At 67.9% G+C, this 14,579-nt stretch carries 15 protein-coding genes; 7 read left to right on the plus strand and 8 right to left on the minus strand.

Annotated elements, in window-relative coordinates; translation table 11 throughout:
* Window positions 1–5: 5 nt before the first annotated feature.
* The 3 genes from D9R12_RS12510 (at window position 6) to D9R12_RS12515 (ending at window position 1,274) form a co-directional block, all read left to right on the plus strand.
* On the plus strand, window positions 6–470 hold the full coding sequence (locus tag D9R12_RS12510) for a hypothetical protein (protein ID WP_122230947.1): 465 nt from the start codon (window positions 6–8) through the stop codon (window positions 468–470).
* Window positions 471–571: 101 nt separating this feature from the next.
* Window positions 572–781: a hypothetical protein gene (locus D9R12_RS15650; protein ID WP_147475096.1), complete on the plus strand. Its 210-nt coding sequence runs from the start codon at window positions 572–574 to the stop codon at window positions 779–781.
* Window positions 782–887: 106 nt separating this feature from the next.
* Window positions 888–1,274, plus strand: a complete 387-nt coding sequence (locus tag D9R12_RS12515; protein WP_122230949.1) for a hypothetical protein — start codon at window positions 888–890, stop codon at window positions 1,272–1,274.
* Between the two features lie 217 nt (window positions 1,275–1,491).
* Here D9R12_RS12515 and fabV read toward each other — a convergent pair whose 3' ends face one another.
* Window positions 1,492–2,697: an enoyl-ACP reductase FabV gene (fabV, locus tag D9R12_RS12520; protein WP_122230951.1), complete on the minus strand. Its 1,206-nt coding sequence runs from the start codon at window positions 2,695–2,697 to the stop codon at window positions 1,492–1,494.
* A 318-nt stretch (window positions 2,698–3,015) separates the two neighbouring features.
* On the opposite strand from fabV, the gene D9R12_RS12525 reads away from it, so the two are divergent.
* Window positions 3,016–5,004 carry a bifunctional 2',3'-cyclic-nucleotide 2'-phosphodiesterase/3'-nucleotidase gene (locus D9R12_RS12525; RefSeq protein ID WP_122230953.1) on the plus strand — a complete coding sequence of 663 codons (1,989 nt, stop codon included), beginning with the start codon at window positions 3,016–3,018 and terminating at the stop codon, window positions 5,002–5,004.
* A 98-nt stretch (window positions 5,005–5,102) separates the two neighbouring features.
* On the opposite strand, the gene D9R12_RS12530 is transcribed toward D9R12_RS12525, so the two are convergent.
* On the minus strand, window positions 5,103–6,527 hold the full coding sequence (locus D9R12_RS12530; protein WP_122230955.1) for an amino acid permease: 1,425 nt from the start codon (window positions 6,525–6,527) through the stop codon (window positions 5,103–5,105).
* Window positions 6,528–6,743: 216 nt separating this feature from the next.
* On the opposite strand from D9R12_RS12530, the gene D9R12_RS12535 reads away from it, so the two are divergent.
* From D9R12_RS12535 to D9R12_RS12545, 3 genes are all read left to right on the plus strand, one after another.
* On the plus strand, window positions 6,744–7,586 hold the full coding sequence (locus D9R12_RS12535; protein ID WP_014159188.1) for an NYN domain-containing protein: 843 nt from the start codon (window positions 6,744–6,746) through the stop codon (window positions 7,584–7,586).
* Window positions 7,587–7,720: 134 nt separating this feature from the next.
* Window positions 7,721–8,119, plus strand: coding sequence for a host attachment family protein (locus D9R12_RS12540; protein ID WP_014159189.1), 399 nt, complete (start codon window positions 7,721–7,723; stop codon window positions 8,117–8,119).
* 4 nt (window positions 8,120–8,123) lie between these two features.
* The gene (locus D9R12_RS12545; RefSeq protein ID WP_014159190.1) at window positions 8,124–8,459 is read left to right on the plus strand and encodes a thioredoxin family protein; all 336 of its coding nucleotides are present in this window, start codon (window positions 8,124–8,126) and stop codon (window positions 8,457–8,459) included.
* Window positions 8,460–8,511: 52 nt separating this feature from the next.
* Here D9R12_RS12545 and D9R12_RS12550 read toward each other — a convergent pair whose 3' ends face one another.
* The 6 genes from D9R12_RS12550 to hemB all read right to left on the minus strand — a co-directional run bounded on the left by D9R12_RS12550 (window position 8,512) and on the right by hemB (window position 14,394).
* Window positions 8,512–9,039, minus strand: a complete 528-nt coding sequence (locus D9R12_RS12550; RefSeq protein ID WP_170159255.1) for a TetR/AcrR family transcriptional regulator — start codon at window positions 9,037–9,039, stop codon at window positions 8,512–8,514.
* 203 nt (window positions 9,040–9,242) lie between these two features.
* Complete coding sequence (dinG, locus tag D9R12_RS12555; RefSeq protein ID WP_122230959.1) at window positions 9,243–11,375, minus strand: ATP-dependent DNA helicase DinG; 2,133 nt, start codon at window positions 11,373–11,375, stop codon at window positions 9,243–9,245.
* Between the two features lie 122 nt (window positions 11,376–11,497).
* A complete protein-coding gene (locus D9R12_RS15655) occupies window positions 11,498–11,764 on the minus strand; it encodes a hypothetical protein (protein WP_147475097.1) in 267 nt (88 codons plus the stop codon).
* A 374-nt stretch (window positions 11,765–12,138) separates the two neighbouring features.
* Window positions 12,139–12,978, minus strand: coding sequence for a shikimate dehydrogenase (gene aroE / locus D9R12_RS12565; RefSeq protein ID WP_014159193.1), 840 nt, complete (start codon window positions 12,976–12,978; stop codon window positions 12,139–12,141).
* Window positions 12,979–13,054: 76 nt separating this feature from the next.
* Window positions 13,055–13,399, minus strand: a complete 345-nt coding sequence (locus D9R12_RS12570; RefSeq protein WP_122230963.1) for a hypothetical protein — start codon at window positions 13,397–13,399, stop codon at window positions 13,055–13,057.
* Complete coding sequence (gene hemB / locus D9R12_RS12575) at window positions 13,396–14,394, minus strand: porphobilinogen synthase (protein ID WP_122230965.1); 999 nt, start codon at window positions 14,392–14,394, stop codon at window positions 13,396–13,398. Before hemB ends, D9R12_RS12570 begins: the two co-directional genes overlap by 4 nt.
* Window positions 14,395–14,579: the final 185 nt, after the last annotated feature.

Here is a 14,579-nt window from a genome sequence, read left to right on the forward strand (position 1 = left end):
CAGCAATGTACTTGAAGGACTCAAAGCTCTGGGTTGCCGTCGCGGCGGCATTGGCGGGGTATCTCAACGTCCGGCTCGTCGAGACGTTCTGGGTATTCTGGCTGCCCATCAATCCGATCGCGGACATGCTCTTTGGGCACCGACCTGTGTCGCCCTATTACGGGTGGGTGCTCTATCCCACCGACGCGCTCGCGTCTGTGCTGGTCAGCCTGCCGCTCGGTGTGTTCATAGCTTGGCTGGGCACTCGGCACTATCGCTGGGCAGTTGCGTTCGCCACGCTGCCCTATCTGAGTTCAGTTTATTGGTTCGGCCTTCTCGAGATCGTCCCGGCCGCACGCCTTGAGGCTGCGGCCATTGCCGTCATCTCTGTCGTCGTGACTCCGCTGGCCTGTTGGAGCGGGCGTTTGTTGCTCAATCGCTTCACGCCCAACACCTCGTCCAAGCCGAATCCGCGTCACCAGTCGCCTTAATTCAGGCCTTTGGCGACAAGCGGCGACACATGCAGGCTTGATATCTTGGCGATGGTCTGGAAGCTTGCCCAGCCTTCATCAGCACCCACCCGCCGGGCCGGGTGCTGGATTCGCTGGTTGCTCCGCATCTTCCGTTTCTTTCCCACCGAGCTGTGCTGGCTTGCAGCGTTGGTGGCCTACTACTGGAAAAACGCTGCGGCGCGTCCATCCTGCAACATGCATTAACCTTTGTCGCGCTGGCGTTCTGGTTCATTTTCATCGCCGGTTGGATTGTCAAAAACGGTACGTTGCAAAAATGGTTGAGCGGGTAGGTGCAAGCACGCAGTTGAGACACCGCTGTGATGCTGCCTGAATTCATTCAATCCGAATTGGGTTCGCCAGTCGGCTTACAGTAACTCAGACGTTGGGGGCCACATCATGCATCCGGTGATCCACTTCCAGTCACGGCTCTTCGATGTGTCTGTTGAGCCTGAGAATCCCAATAACCCGGTCGCGGGCACTTCATTATTGGAGTGGCTTCGCGTACGCGTTCCGGCTGACGTTGCCATGTCTGCACCCCAATCCGAGGATTGGGGCTGGTATTGCGACGTCACTTGGCGGGGCCGTCATTACATGATCGGTGCGAGCGCAAGCCAGAGCACAGACGGGAATCACGAGTGGGTCTTGCAGGTCGTCAAGTTCAGATCATTCAAAGAGCGGCTCCTTGGCAAAGCCAGGATGTTGCCTGATGATCCATGCTTCGCTTACCTCAATGGCCTCATCCTGCAAGAGCCGGCGTTCACTGACGTATCGGTCGCACGTTGACACGTAGGGGGCCCTAACAATTCAGGCCGCCGCCCCTTCGCGGGTGGGCTTAATCCAGGTGCCAGTCCTCTGTCTGGTCTGCTCGGCTTGTGGAGTTCCAGAACACTGAAAAGCATCACGAAAGGTCAGGGGCGTATTGCGAGTCTCGCGGCGCTTCCTTGGCACCTGATGACGGTCCTGTTGCAGGCTGCAGGGCCCTCCACGGGTTTGCGGCCGCTCAGAGTTCGATCACGTCGAACTTCACCTCGGGGTTGACCTCGGCGTCGTAGTCCACATCGTCGCGTTCGAAGCCGAACAGCCTGAGGAACTCGTGCTTGTAGTTGGCGTAGTCGGTCAGCGCAAACAGGTTCTCGGTGGTGACCTGGGGCCAGATCGCCTTGGCCGCGGCCTGCACCTCGGGCTTGAGCTCCCAGTCGTCCAGGCGCAGGCGGTTTTCCTCGTCGACCTGTGCCGGGGCACCGTCGCTGCGGTACATGCGCGCGCGGAACAGGCGGTTGAGCTGTTCGATGGCGTCCTCGTGCAGGCCCTGCTGCTTCATCACCTTGAAGATGATGGAGATGTACAGCGGCATCACCGGGATCGCCGAACTGGCCTGGGTGACCACCGACTTGAGCACCGCGACGTTGGCGCTGCCGCCGTTGGCCGAGAGCCTGGCGTTGAGCCGCCGGGCGGTGGCGTCCAGGTCGGCCTTGGCCTTGCCCAGCGCGCCGTGCCAGTAGATCGGCCAGGTGATCTCGGTGCCGATGTAGCTGAAGGCCACCGTCCTGGCCGCCGGTGCCAGCACGCCGGCTTCGCCCAGCGCGTTGATCCACAGCTCCCAGTCCTGGCCCCCCATCACGGCCACCGTGTCCTGGATCTCCTGCTCGCTGGCCGGCTCGATCGAGGCGTGGATGATCGTGTCCTTGTTGGTGTCGATGGCGGTGGACTGGTAGGTGCTGCCGATCGGCTTGAGTGCCGATCGCTTGAGCTCGCCGGTGGCCGGCAGCCTGCGTACCGGGGAGGCCAGCGAATACACCACCAGGTCCACCTGGCCGCCCATTTCGGCCTTGATCAGTTCGATCACCTTGGCCCGCGTCTGGTCGGAGAAGGCATCGGCGTTGATCGAGCGGCTGTACAGGCCCTGGGCCTTGGCGAACTTGTCGAAGGCCGCCGCGTTGTACCAGCCGGCGGTGCCGGGCTTGCTCGGGCTGCCGGGCTTTTCGAAGAACACGCCCAGGGTGTCGGCGCCGAAGCCGAATGCGGCGGTGATGCGTGCAGCCAGGCCGTAGCCGCTGGAGGCGCCGATCACCAGCACCTTCTTCGGGCCATCGCTGCGCACGCCCTGCGCGCGCGTGGCGGCGATCTGGTCGCGCACGTTGAGTTCGCAACCGAGCGGATGGGCGGTGGTGCAGATGAAGCCGCGGACCTTGGGATGGATGATCAAGACGAATGCCTCAGCTGGAATGTCGTGCGCGCGGCATCTTAATCCCCGGGGCGTCAGACGGCCACGTGCGCGGGCGTATGGGTTGGGTGTGTGCGGGCAGGAAACAACCCGCTTCCATGCGGGTGTGCGAGCGCATGGAGCAAGGCGGGAGCCGCTTCAGCGCCGATGTGGCCTTGCCGGGGAACCGCTTCGCCGCTGAAGCGGCTCCCACGCAGGCGCTTGTGCCTGCCCCGGTGCTGGCCAGTGGCCAGCGGCTGACAAGACCCCGTCGCGATGATCTGCTAGTTTCGCCGGTCCCGCCTGCTCTTGTGATGTGCGATGTCCCAGCCGCGCCGTGTCCTGTGCTGTCTCCTCCTCGCCGTATCGCTGGGCAGTTGCGCCAGCCAGGCGCCCAGGCCGGCCCTGGCCGATGGCGCCACCGCGCGGGTGGCGATCCTGGAAACCACCGATGTGCATTCCAGCATCCTCAGCTACGACTACTACAAGCAAAAGGAGGACCCCTCGCTGGGCTACGAGCGGGTGGCCACGCTGATCGGCCAGGCGCGCGGCGAGTTTCCCAACAGCCTGCTGTTCGACAGCGGCGACACCATCCAGGGCACGGTACTGGCCGATTTTCAGGCCAAGGTGCAGCCGCTTGCCTGCGATGAGGAACTGGGCATCTACCAGGCCTTCGACGCAATGGGCTACGACGGCGGCACCGCCGGCAACCACGAGTTCAACTACGGCCTGGGCTACCTGTCGCAGGTCAGCGGCACGCCGATGAACGTCGAGGGCGGCACCACGCACAAGTGCAAGGGCCCGAACTATCCGCTGGTGCTGTCCAACGTGTTCAGCGCCCGCGATGGCCAGCCGATCTTCAAGCCCTGGACCATCGTCACCAAGACCATCACCGTGACCGCGGCCGACGGCAGGACGCAGACCGTGCCGCTGCGGGTGGGCATCATCGGCTTCACCCCGCCGCCGATCATGGCCTGGGACAAGCAGAACCTGGAAGGCAAGGTCACCGTCACCGGCGTGGTCGAAGCCGCCCGGCGCTACCTGCCGCAGCTGCAGGCCCAGCATCCGGATCTGGTGGTCGGCATCCTGCATGGCGGGCTCAATGCCGCGCCGTACACGCCGGACATGGAAAACGGTGGCTGGCACCTGGCCGGGGTGGACGGTATCGACGTGCTGCTGCTGGGCCACTCGCATGCCCAGTTCCCCGGCCCGCGCTACAAGGATCTGCCCGACACCGACGCCACGCGCGGTTTCGTGCGCGGCAAGCCGGCGGTGATGGGCGGCTTCTTCGGCAAGGACCTGGGCGTGATCGATCTGGTGCTGGTGCGCAGGGACGGCCGCTGGGTGATCGACCCGGCCACCAGCCACAGCGAAGTGCGCCCGATCTGCAAGGCCAAGGGCGACTGCGTGCCGGCCGATCCGGCGATCGCCCCGCTGGTGGCCCGCGCCCACGCCGCCGCGCAGGCCTATGTCAACACGCCGATCGGCACCAGCCAGGTGCGCTTCACCAGCTACTTCACCGACCAGGGCAACAGCAGCGCGCTGGCGGTGGTCAACGCGGCCCAGCGCGACTACGTGCGGCGCGAACTGCCGCGCCTGCATCCGGAGCTGGCCGAGGTGCCGGTGCTGTCGGCCGCCGCGCCGTTCCGCAGCGGCTTTGGCGGACCGGACGACTACACCGACGTGCCGGCCGGCACCCTGACCCTGCGCAGTGCGGCCGACCTGTACTTCTTCCCCAACACGCTGGCGGCGGTGAAGGTGGACGGGGCCGGGGTCAAGGCCTGGCTGGAAAGATCGGCCGGGCGCTACAACCGGATCGACCCGGCCAAGGCCGGCGCGCAGGCGCTGATCAATCCGCGCCATGAGAGCTACAACGCCGACCAGCTGCAGGGCGGCATCGCCTACGTGGTCGATGTCACCAAGCCGGTTGGTGCGCGTATCACCACGCTCACCTGGCAGGGCAGGCCGGTCAGGCCCGAGCAACCCTTCATCGTGGTGAGCAACAACTACCGCGCCAGCGGCGGCGGCAACTTCCCCGGCCTGGATGGCCGCAACGTGGTGCTGGCCGCGCCCGAGGGCAGCCGCGAGATCCTGGCCGCCTGGCTCAAGGACAAGGGCACGGTGACCGCTGCGGACATCGAGCCGACCTCATGGCGCTTCGCCCCGATCAAGGCCGCCGGCCCGCTGACCTTTGCCTGCCCGCCGGGCAAGCTGGACGTGGCCAGGGCGCAGAAGCTGCCGCCGATCCGCGAACTGCAGGACAACGGCGACGGCACCGCGCAGTGCGTGATCGATCTGTCGGGGAAGTGAGCCATCGGCGCGCCAGGTGAAGTCGCGCGTGCGTGGTTGCTGTCGGATACGCGTCTGCTCGAAGCCGTCATTCCCGCGCAGAGCCTGCCTGCAGTTGATCACGCCGGCGGCGACGATTTCCCCAGCACCGCATTGCGCCGCCCATACGCCACATACGCCACCAGCCCGACCGCGTTCCAGAGCGCAAAGTAGAGCTGGGTGCGGCTGGGCAGGCTGAAGAACAGATACAGGCAGCCGGCGATCGCCAGCGGGCCGACGAACCACGCCAGCGGCGTGCGGAAGCTGCGGGGGCGGTCGGGCTCGCGCCGGCGCAGGACCAGCATGCAGGCGGCCACGGCGGTGAAGGCGGCCAGGGTGCCGGCGTTGGCCAGCGCGGCGATCTCGTCCAGGCGCGCCACGCCGGCCAGCGCGGCCACCAGCACGGCGGTGAACGCCGTGGTGGCAATCGGCGTGCCGGTGCGTGCGCTGACCCTGGACAGGCCGCGCGGCAGCAGGCCATCGCGCGACATCACAAAGAAGATCCGGCTCTGTCCGTACAGGAAGGCCAGCAGCACCGTCGGCAGCGCGATCACCGCGGCCGCGCCGATCACCCTGGCCGCACCTGGCGCACCGAGCTGGCGCAGGATCATCGCCAGCGGTTCGGCGCTGTGGCCGAACACGGTGTAGGACATCGCCCCCACCGCAGCCAGCGCCACCAGCACGTAGATCAGGGTGCAGCCCACCATCGCGCCGATGATGCCGATGGCCAGGTCGCGCTCGGGGTTTTTGGTTTCCTCGGCGGCGGTGGAGATCGCATCGAAGCCGTAGAAGGCGAAGAAGATGATCGCCGCGGCGGCCATCACCCCGTGTTCGACACCGTCGGCGCCGACCGACTTGGCAAACCCGTACGGCATGAACGGCTGCATGTGGCTGGCATCGAAGTGCGGCAGCGCGATCGCCACGAAGATGCCCAGCGCGATGATCTTGACCACCACCAGGATCGCGTTGAGGGTCGCGCTTTCCCTGGTGCCGGCCATCAGCAGCCCGGCCACGGCGAAAGTGATCAACACCGCCGGCAGGTTGAGCAGGCCGCCGGCATGCGGGCCGGCGCTCAGCGCCAGCGGCAGGTCGACGCCAAGGCCTTTCAAAAAGCCCACCGCATAGCCCGACCAGCCCACCGCGACGGTGCTCACCACCAGCGAGTACTCCAGGATCAGGCTCCAGCCCACCACCCAGGCGATGGTCTCGCCCAGCACGGTGTAGCTGTAGGTGTAGGCGCTGCCGGCGGCGGGCATCATCGTGGCCATCTCGGCATAGGCCAGCGCCGCACACGCACAGACGATGCCGGCGGCCAGGAACGAAATCAGCACCGCCGGCCCGGCCAGGTTGGCGCCCACCCCGATCAGGGTGTAGATGCCGGTGCCGACGATCGCGCCGATGCCCAGCGCGATCAGGTGCGGCCAGCCCAGCGTGGGCACCAGCTGGCGCCCGGCCTCGTGCACGGTGACGGTGTTGATGTCCTTGCGGCGCAGCCAGCTCGACATGCGGGGTGCCTGATGCGATGAACAGGCCGCAAGTGTGGCCGATGCCAGGCCTGCGTTGCACGCCGGGGTGCGGCGCCGGCGCGACCTGGCCCGCGCGTGTCCGGGCGGGCGCCGTGCGCGGACAGGCCGTGGTCGGCGCCTGCCGGCCCTGGCCGCCCGGTTCGTCCCCGGTGTGCCCGGCGCAGTACGATGCGCGTTCGCATCGCAGGAACGCCCATGAAGTCCAAGCCCTCGCTCAAGGCCGACACCGACGACGACCAGCAGCGCCTGGCGGTGCTGATCGATGCGGACAACGCGCAGCCGTCGGTGATCGAAGGCCTGCTGGCCGAGGTGGCCAAGTATGGCGTGGCCAGCGTCAAGCGCATCTATGGCGACTTCACCAGCACCCGCATGACCCAGTGGAAGGCCGCGCTGCTCAAGCATTCGATCGCGCCGGTGCAGCAGTTCGCCTATACCAGCGGCAAGAACGCCACCGACAGCTCGCTGATCATCGATGCGATGGACCTGCTGTACACCGGTCGCTTCGACGGCTTCTGCCTGGTCTCCAGCGACAGCGATTTCACCCGCCTGGCGCAACGGCTGCGCGAGGAAGGGCTGGTGGTCTATGGCTTCGGTGAGGGCAAGACGCCCGATCCCTTCGTCCAGGCCTGCGACAAGTTCATCTACAACGACGTGCTGCGCGCAGACGCGGCCAGCGCCCCGGTCGAGACACCCAAGCCGGCCGTGCCGACCAGGCGCTCTGGCAGGAAACCGGCGGCCAACGCCCCGGCCACAGCCGCCGCGCCGGCCACGCCCGAGCCGCCGGCGGCCAAGGGCAACACCCCGCCGCTGGCCCTGCTGCGCCAGGCGATCGAGGAAGCCTCCGACGAGGAAGGCTGGGCCCCGCTGGGTGCGGTCGGCAGCTATCTCACCAAGATTCGCCCGGATTTCGACCCACGCCTGTACGGCCATCGCAAGCTCAGCGACCTGTTCCGCAAGCAGCCCAGGCACTTTGCCTTGCAGGAGCGGCCCGGCGGTGGCAGCGGCGGCGCACGCCTGTTCGTGCGTGCGCTGCCGTGACCTGAGCGCGCGGGTGACAACGCGGCCCGCTCACGCCACACATGCATGCGCTACCCACTAGACTCACGGACCGCCGCCTACGGTGGCGGCGTGCCGATCCGTCGCACGCTTTCATGAGCTTAAGGAGTACTTTCATGTCCAAACTGATTCCCCAGGGCACTCTGGTCGTGGTCGCCGATGGCGGCTCGGCACGCGTGTTCACCAACGTCGGCACCGATTACAAGCTTGCCTTGAAGCAGGAGGCATGGCTGGAAGGCCAGAACCTGGACGACGAAGGCCCGTCCGGGTCCATGCCCAGGGATTCGAGCCAGGCACAGCTGGATGAGGCGACCTTTGCCAAGCAGCTGGCCGGTGCGCTCAATGCCGGCGCCCTGAACAACCGCTACAGCCACCTGGTGCTGGTGGCCGACCCCAGGACCCTGGGCCACGTGCGCCCGTTGCTGCACAAGGCCACCCTCGATCGGCTGCTGGCCGATGTGGCCAAGGACCTCACCAACATGCCGCTGGAAGACATCCAGCACGCCCTGTCCTGAGGCCATGGCCTTCACCGGCCGCTACGCGCAGCAGGAGCCCAGCCTGGCGCAGGTGGAGGCCATGGCCGGCGTCGTCGCGCTGGAGTTCGGCACGGCTTGGTGCCCGCACTGCATGTCCGCGCAGCCGGCGCTGGAGCAGGCGCTCGGCGCGCGCCAGGACATCATCCACCTGAAGGTGGAGGACGGGCGCGGCCGTGCACTGGGCCGTGCATTCGGGGTCAAGCTGTGGCCCACGGTGGTGCTGCTGAAGGATGGACGGGAAGTGGCGCGGCTGATCCGTCCGCGTTCGGCACAGGACGTGCAGCAGGCGCTGGCGCAGGTGCCCGGGCAGGCGGTCTAGCAGCGCGGCCCCAGCCTGGGCCGGCGCAGGCCCAGGCGCCCGGCCCCAGCCTTCAGCGCCTGGGTGGCGGCGTGGCCGGCTGGACGATGTCCATGGCGAATTCCCAGATCCGGTCGGCCAGCGCCATGCGCTGTCCCAGCGGCGCGGCGCCGGCACCGAACAGCGGCAGCAGCAGCAGGATGTCGCCCGGCCCCAGGTCGGGGCGACAGCGGCCTTCGGCCACCGCGCGCCTGACCAGCGGTTCGAAGATCGACAGCAGCCGCAGCACGGCCGCCTCGATCTGCGGCTGGCCGCGGCCGACGGTCTGCCAGTACTCCACCAGCGGGGCGCGCACCATCACCCGCTCCAGCACGTGGTGCAGCAGGTGCACCAAGGCATCGGGCGTGCCCTCCAGACGCGCGGCTTCGGCGGCGACGCTGTCCAGGCCGCGTTCGAGCAGCGCGATCACCAGCGACTGGCGATCGGGGAAGTTGCGGAACAGGGTGGCCCGGCCGACGCCGGCCTGGCGCGAGACCGCTTCCAGCGGCGCCTGCACGCCGTGTTCGGTGAATACCTTTTCGGCCGCCTGCAGCAACAGCATGCGGTTCTGCGTGGCATCGGCGCGGCGTCGGGGCAGGAGCGGGCGGACAGGCATCGGGGCAACGGGCGGCGTGACCGCTGCACCTTACCGGCAAACACCGCGCCGGTGTGCGTCGCAGGCCTCACAGGCCGCGCAGCGCCGACCATGTCGCCACTTGCGTGGTGGCTGGCCTGGCCGGCGGAGCGGTCACGGTGACTGCGGCTTCAGCCAATCACCCGTGCAAAGGGCGGCAGGGCGTCGATGATCTGGCGGCCGTAGCGGCGGCTGAGCAGGCGCGAGTCGAGGATGATCACCCGGCCGCTGTCGGTGGAGGTGCGGATCAGGCGGCCGGCGAACTGGGTCAGCATGCGCAGCGCATGCGGGATCGCGATCAGGTTGAAGGCGTTGTGGCCGCGGCCTTCCAGCCATTCGCTCAGGGTCGCGGTCTGTGGATCGGTCGGCACCGCGAACGGCACCTGGGTGATGACCACCGTGGTGCAGGCCTCGCCGGGCAGGTCCAGGCCTTCGCCAAAGGAATTCAGGCCAAACAGCACCGAGCCTTCGCCGGCGCCGATGCGGCGCAGGTGTTCGGCGATGATCTGCGACTTGTTGCCTTCGCCCTGGACCAGGACCCGGTTGCGCTGGGTGACCGGCAGCAGGTCGGCGACCTTTTCCATCTTCCAGCGCGAGGTGAACAGCACCATCGAGCCCTTGCCCCAGTCCAGCTCGCGCACCAGGTACCTGGCCACTTCCTGCGGATGGCCTTCGCGGTCGTCCGGCGCGGCCGGAAACCTGGGCACCACCAGCTGCGCCTGGCGGGCCAGGTCGAACGGCGAGCTCAGGCTGACGGCCTCGGCGTGCTCGGGCAGGCCGGTATCGATGGCCAGCGCGGTGAAGCCGTTGCCACCGGTCAGCGTGGCCGAGGTCATCACCACCGAATCGACCTGCTTCCACAGCAGCTGGCCCAGCACCTGCGCGGCCGACACCGGCGAGCAATGACAGACCAGCTCGCCATCGCGCTCGCGGGTCATCCAGCGCGCCATCGGCGGGACGCCCTCGGGGTCCTGGCGCTTCCAGCCGGCCCACAGCGCGTGCTGGGACTGGATCATCTCCAGGGCGATCCCCAGGTTGCGCTGCACGCGCTCCTTGCTGGCATCGTCCTGCTTGGACTTGCCGACCAGCGGGGCGGCGGCGCTCACCCAGTTGAGCAGGTTGCGGGTGTCGTCGGCCAGCGCCTCGATCGCCGGCGACCAGTCCGGCGGCAGGCGGCCGTTGGGCGCGCGCCACTGCGGCTGGCGTTCTGAAGGATCCGGCGTCCAGGCCGCATCCAGCGCCTCACGGAAGGCCTTGAGCTGGCGGCTGACGTTGGCCGCCAGTTCGATCGCCTCGTTGGGATGCAGCTGGCTGATGGTGTCCTTGTCGACCATCCGGTAGGTGGCCGCGATCAAGGTCTGCAGGCGGCTGGTGCGCCGGCTCATGTCGTCCATCGGCAGGCGCGCCGCGCCCTGGCCGATGGCCACCCCGGCCACGTGGTGGCCTTCGTCCAGGACCAGCAGCATCTGGTCGGGCGGGGCGATCAGCGGCTGGCCGTTTTCGCCCTCGCCCAGCGACAGCGTCGACAGCAACAGCGCGTGATTGGTGACCACGATCTGCGCCTCGCGCACGTGGTTGCGCGCCTTGAGCACCGGGCACTGGCCGGCGTAGGAACACCGGCGGCCCGCGCAGCCGGCGGCATTGGTGGTGATGCGCGCACGCAGGGTCGGGCTGACCGGCTCGGGCGAGGCATCCAGGTCGCCGTTCCACTGGCTGTCGGTGAACAGGGCTGCCAGGCGGTTGGCCAGGGCGGTGTCGGCCGGGGTCAGCGGACGGTCGTAGAGCGCGCCTTCATCGCCGAACATCGATTCCTGGCCGCCCACCTCGCCCTGCAGCTCGGCCACGTTGCGGGTGCACAGGTAACGGGTGCGGCCCTTGGCCAGGGCGACGCTGGCCTGGATGCCGGTGGCCTTGAGGAAAGCGGGAATGTCGCGTTCCACCAGCTGCGCCTGCAGCGCCACCGTGCCGGTGCTGATGACCAGTTTCTTGCCGGCGGCCAGCGCGATCGGCACCCCGGCGGTGAGGTAACCCAGGCTCTTGCCCACGCCGGTCGGTGCCTCGATCACGCCGACCCCGCCGCTGGTGCCCAGCGCGCGCGCCACCACGCCGATCATCTGGCTCTGCGCGCGGCGGGTGGTGAACCCGGGGGTGGCATCGCGCAGGGCGGCGTAGGCATCGCGGATGCGGGTTTTCAGGGCCTCGTCGAGGCTGCGCCCGGTGCTGGCCGTGTCGTGGTCTGCCGCTGGGCCGGTGCGGTCACTCATGGGGGGTATGTTCGCATGGGGTGTGGCGGGGGCGGAGATATGGGGTGCGAATTTTGGCTGTTCAGCGATTTTGCGACTGCCCGATACCGCTTCGCTGCTTTTTTTCCAGAAGGCAAAGGCTTTCATGCCGCTTTGCGGCGCGAGCTACTTTTGTGCTTGGCAAAAGTAGCCAAAACCGCCTGCGCCTGACGTTCGCCGATGCTGCGCATCGGTGCCCTGCGCTCCTCGCCGGAAACGGCACGGCGCGGGAACTCGCTGCGCTCAGACACCCGCGCCTCTTCGGCCGTTTCCAGCTGCGGTGCTCGGCTCCCTTTGAAGGCGCTGAAGATCAAGAGCAGAGCAACAGTAAAAACCAAAGCCGCCGAGCAAGCTCGGCGCTGGACGCGCATATTTGATCAAACGTCGAACAGGACAGACTTTCTCGCTTTTCGCTTTTCGCTTTTCGCTTTTCGCTTTTCGCTTTTCGCTTTTGCTTTGGTCTGTGCTCTCAATCCTCCGTGAGGCACGGCGAAGGGACGAGGTGAAGACCCGCAGGGCGACGTGCATGGATGCACGTCGTTTTTGGACGGGACAGGATGTCCCATCCAAAAATCCCTCGTCCCGTAGCGGACCTGCGCCAGGCGCAGGCGTGCCGCCCGGAGTGTGTTTCTTTGCCTAGCTTTCTTTGCACAAGCAAAGAAAGTAGGTCGGGCGGCGAAGCCGCACGAAAGCTTTTCTTGGGGCGTGAAACCGCCAAGGTTTAATAGGCAAGCGCCCGAAACCCTCAAGCCGCCTTCGGTTCCGGCGTTGCCTGCCGCAGCAGTGCATACACCGCATCGGTGTCCGGCCGCACCCCGTGCCACAGTTGGAAACTCTCCGCCGCCTGTTCGACCAGCATGCCCAGGCCGTCGATGATGGTGCGCAGGCCGGCGCTGCGCGCCCAGGCCAGGAAGGCGATGGCGACATCGCCGTAGTTCAGGTCGACCGCGGCGGTCATGTCATTGCACAGGGCCAAGGGCAGCATCAGCGCCGAGCCGTCATGGCGTCCGGCCGAGGTGGCGTTGATGATCAGTTCGAAGTCGCCGATGGTGGCCAGGTCTTCCCAGTAGCGGGTATGGGCGCGGGCTGGTTCGCCGAGCATGTCGGCCAGGGCGTCGGCGCGCTCGGGGTGGCGGTTGACGATGACCAGCTCGCCCACGCCGGCCTCCAGCAGCGCCGGGGCCACCCCGCGCGCGGCGCCGCCGGCGCCCAGCAGCAGGGTGCGGCGACCACGCAGGTCCAGGCCGTGGCGGTCGGTGAGGTCGCGCACCAGGCCGGCGCCATCGGTGTTGTCGCCGTACCACTGCCCCTGGTCCAGGCGCAGGGTGTTGACCGCCCCGGCCTGGCGCGCGCGGTCGCTGAGCCGGGCGCAGCGGGCGAAGGCGGCTTCCTTGTGCGGGACGGTGATGTTGGCGCCGCGACCGCCGCCGGCGACGAAGGCCTCCAGCGCCGCGCCCAGGGCCTGCGGTTCGACATCGATGGCGGTGTACTCCATCGCGATGCCGGTCTGGCGGGCAAAGGCGGCGTGGATCCTCGGCGAAGGCGAGGAGGAGACGGAGCGGCCGAACAGGGCGTAGCGACTCATGCAGGAACTCATGTGGACCAAAGTGGCTAGTGTCCCACACGCCTCGCCTCGGGCGGCCGGCACACGCTGGCGCGCGTTAGCTGATCCCGTCGGCGGCGGCCCTGGCAGTGCGCAGGAAGCCGGCCGCCAGCAGGCAGATGCCCGCCACCGCCACCACCCCCAGGCCCAGGTGGATCACGCCGAGCAGCAGCTGCGCCTGGCGCATGCCGGCGCCGCTGGACAGGCTGTGCTGGAGCAGCGTCATCTGGCCCACGCTCACCGTCAGCGCGCCCAACTGGCTGACCAGCATCAGCGCTGCGCCCCAGCGGGCCATGCCGCGGCCTGGCACCTGCGGGGCGATCAGCGCCAGCACCAGCGCGAACCCCGTGGCGCAGACCATCGGCAGGCCCAGCAGCGCCTGCAGGGCCATGGCGGTGTTCATCGGCCGTGGATCTGGCGCAGCTGCCTGGCCGCGTCCAGGGCGAAGTAGGTCAGGATGCCGTCGGCACCGGCACGCTTGAACGCGGTCAGCGCTTCCATCACGCACCTGTCCTGGTCCAGCCAGCCGTTCTGGAAGGCGGCCATGAGCATCGCGTACTCGCCGCTGACCTGGTAGGCGTAGGTCGGTACGCCGAACTCGTCCTTGACCCGGCGCACCACGTCCAGGTAAGGCATGCCCGGCTTGACCATGACCATGTCGGCACCTTCGTCCAGGTCGGCGGCCACTTCGTGCAGGGCTTCATTGGTGTTGGCCGGGTCCATCTGGTAGGTGGCCTTGTCGGCCTTGCCCAATGCGCCGGCGCTGCCGACCGCATCGCGGAACGGGCCGTAGAAGGCCGAGGCGTACTTGGCCGAATAGGCCATGATCCTGGTGTGGATGTGGGCGTCTTCTTCCAGGGCGGCGCGGATCGCGCCGATGCGGCCGTCCATCATGTCGCTGGGGGCGACGATGTCCACGCCGGCGCGCGCATGCGAGAGCGCCTGCTGGACCAGCACCTGGATGGTGACATCGTTGATGACATAGCCGGTGTCGTCGATGATCCCGTCCTGGCCGTGGCTGGTGTAGGGGTCCAGGGCCACGTCGGTCATCACCCCCAGCTGCGGGAAGCGCTGCTTGACCGCACGCACCGCGCGCTGGCACAGGCCGTCATCGTCGCAGGCGGCGGCGGCATCGAGCGACTTGGCCTGCGGGGCGGTCACCGGGAACAGCGCCAGCACCGGGATGCGCAGCTCGGCGGCCTGTTCGGCCACTTTCAGCAGCTCCTCGATCGACAGCCGTTCCACCCCCGGCATCGAGGCCACCGGCGCACGTCCGGCCAGCTCGTGGACGAACACCGGGTAGATCAGGTCGTCGGTGGTCAGCACGTGCTCGCGCATCAGCCGGCGGGAGAACTCGTCGCGGCGCATGCGGCGCGGGCGATGGGCGGGATAGGGCATGGCAAGGATTCCGACGAAAGCGCGGGCATGATACGCCGCAGGGCATGGCGGGCCGGGTCATGATCCTGGTGCGTTGCCGGCGCGGTGCAGACCGCCGCGGCGTCGGGCCGGATTCAGTGGCACGGGCCGATGATCGGGCGCGCTGCATCCCTCTTTCCGTCCTTGTTTTTCGTCTGACAGGTGTG

The organism is Pseudoxanthomonas spadix (assembly GCF_003703395.1).
Taxonomy (GTDB): domain Bacteria; phylum Pseudomonadota; class Gammaproteobacteria; order Xanthomonadales; family Xanthomonadaceae; genus Pseudoxanthomonas_A; species Pseudoxanthomonas_A spadix.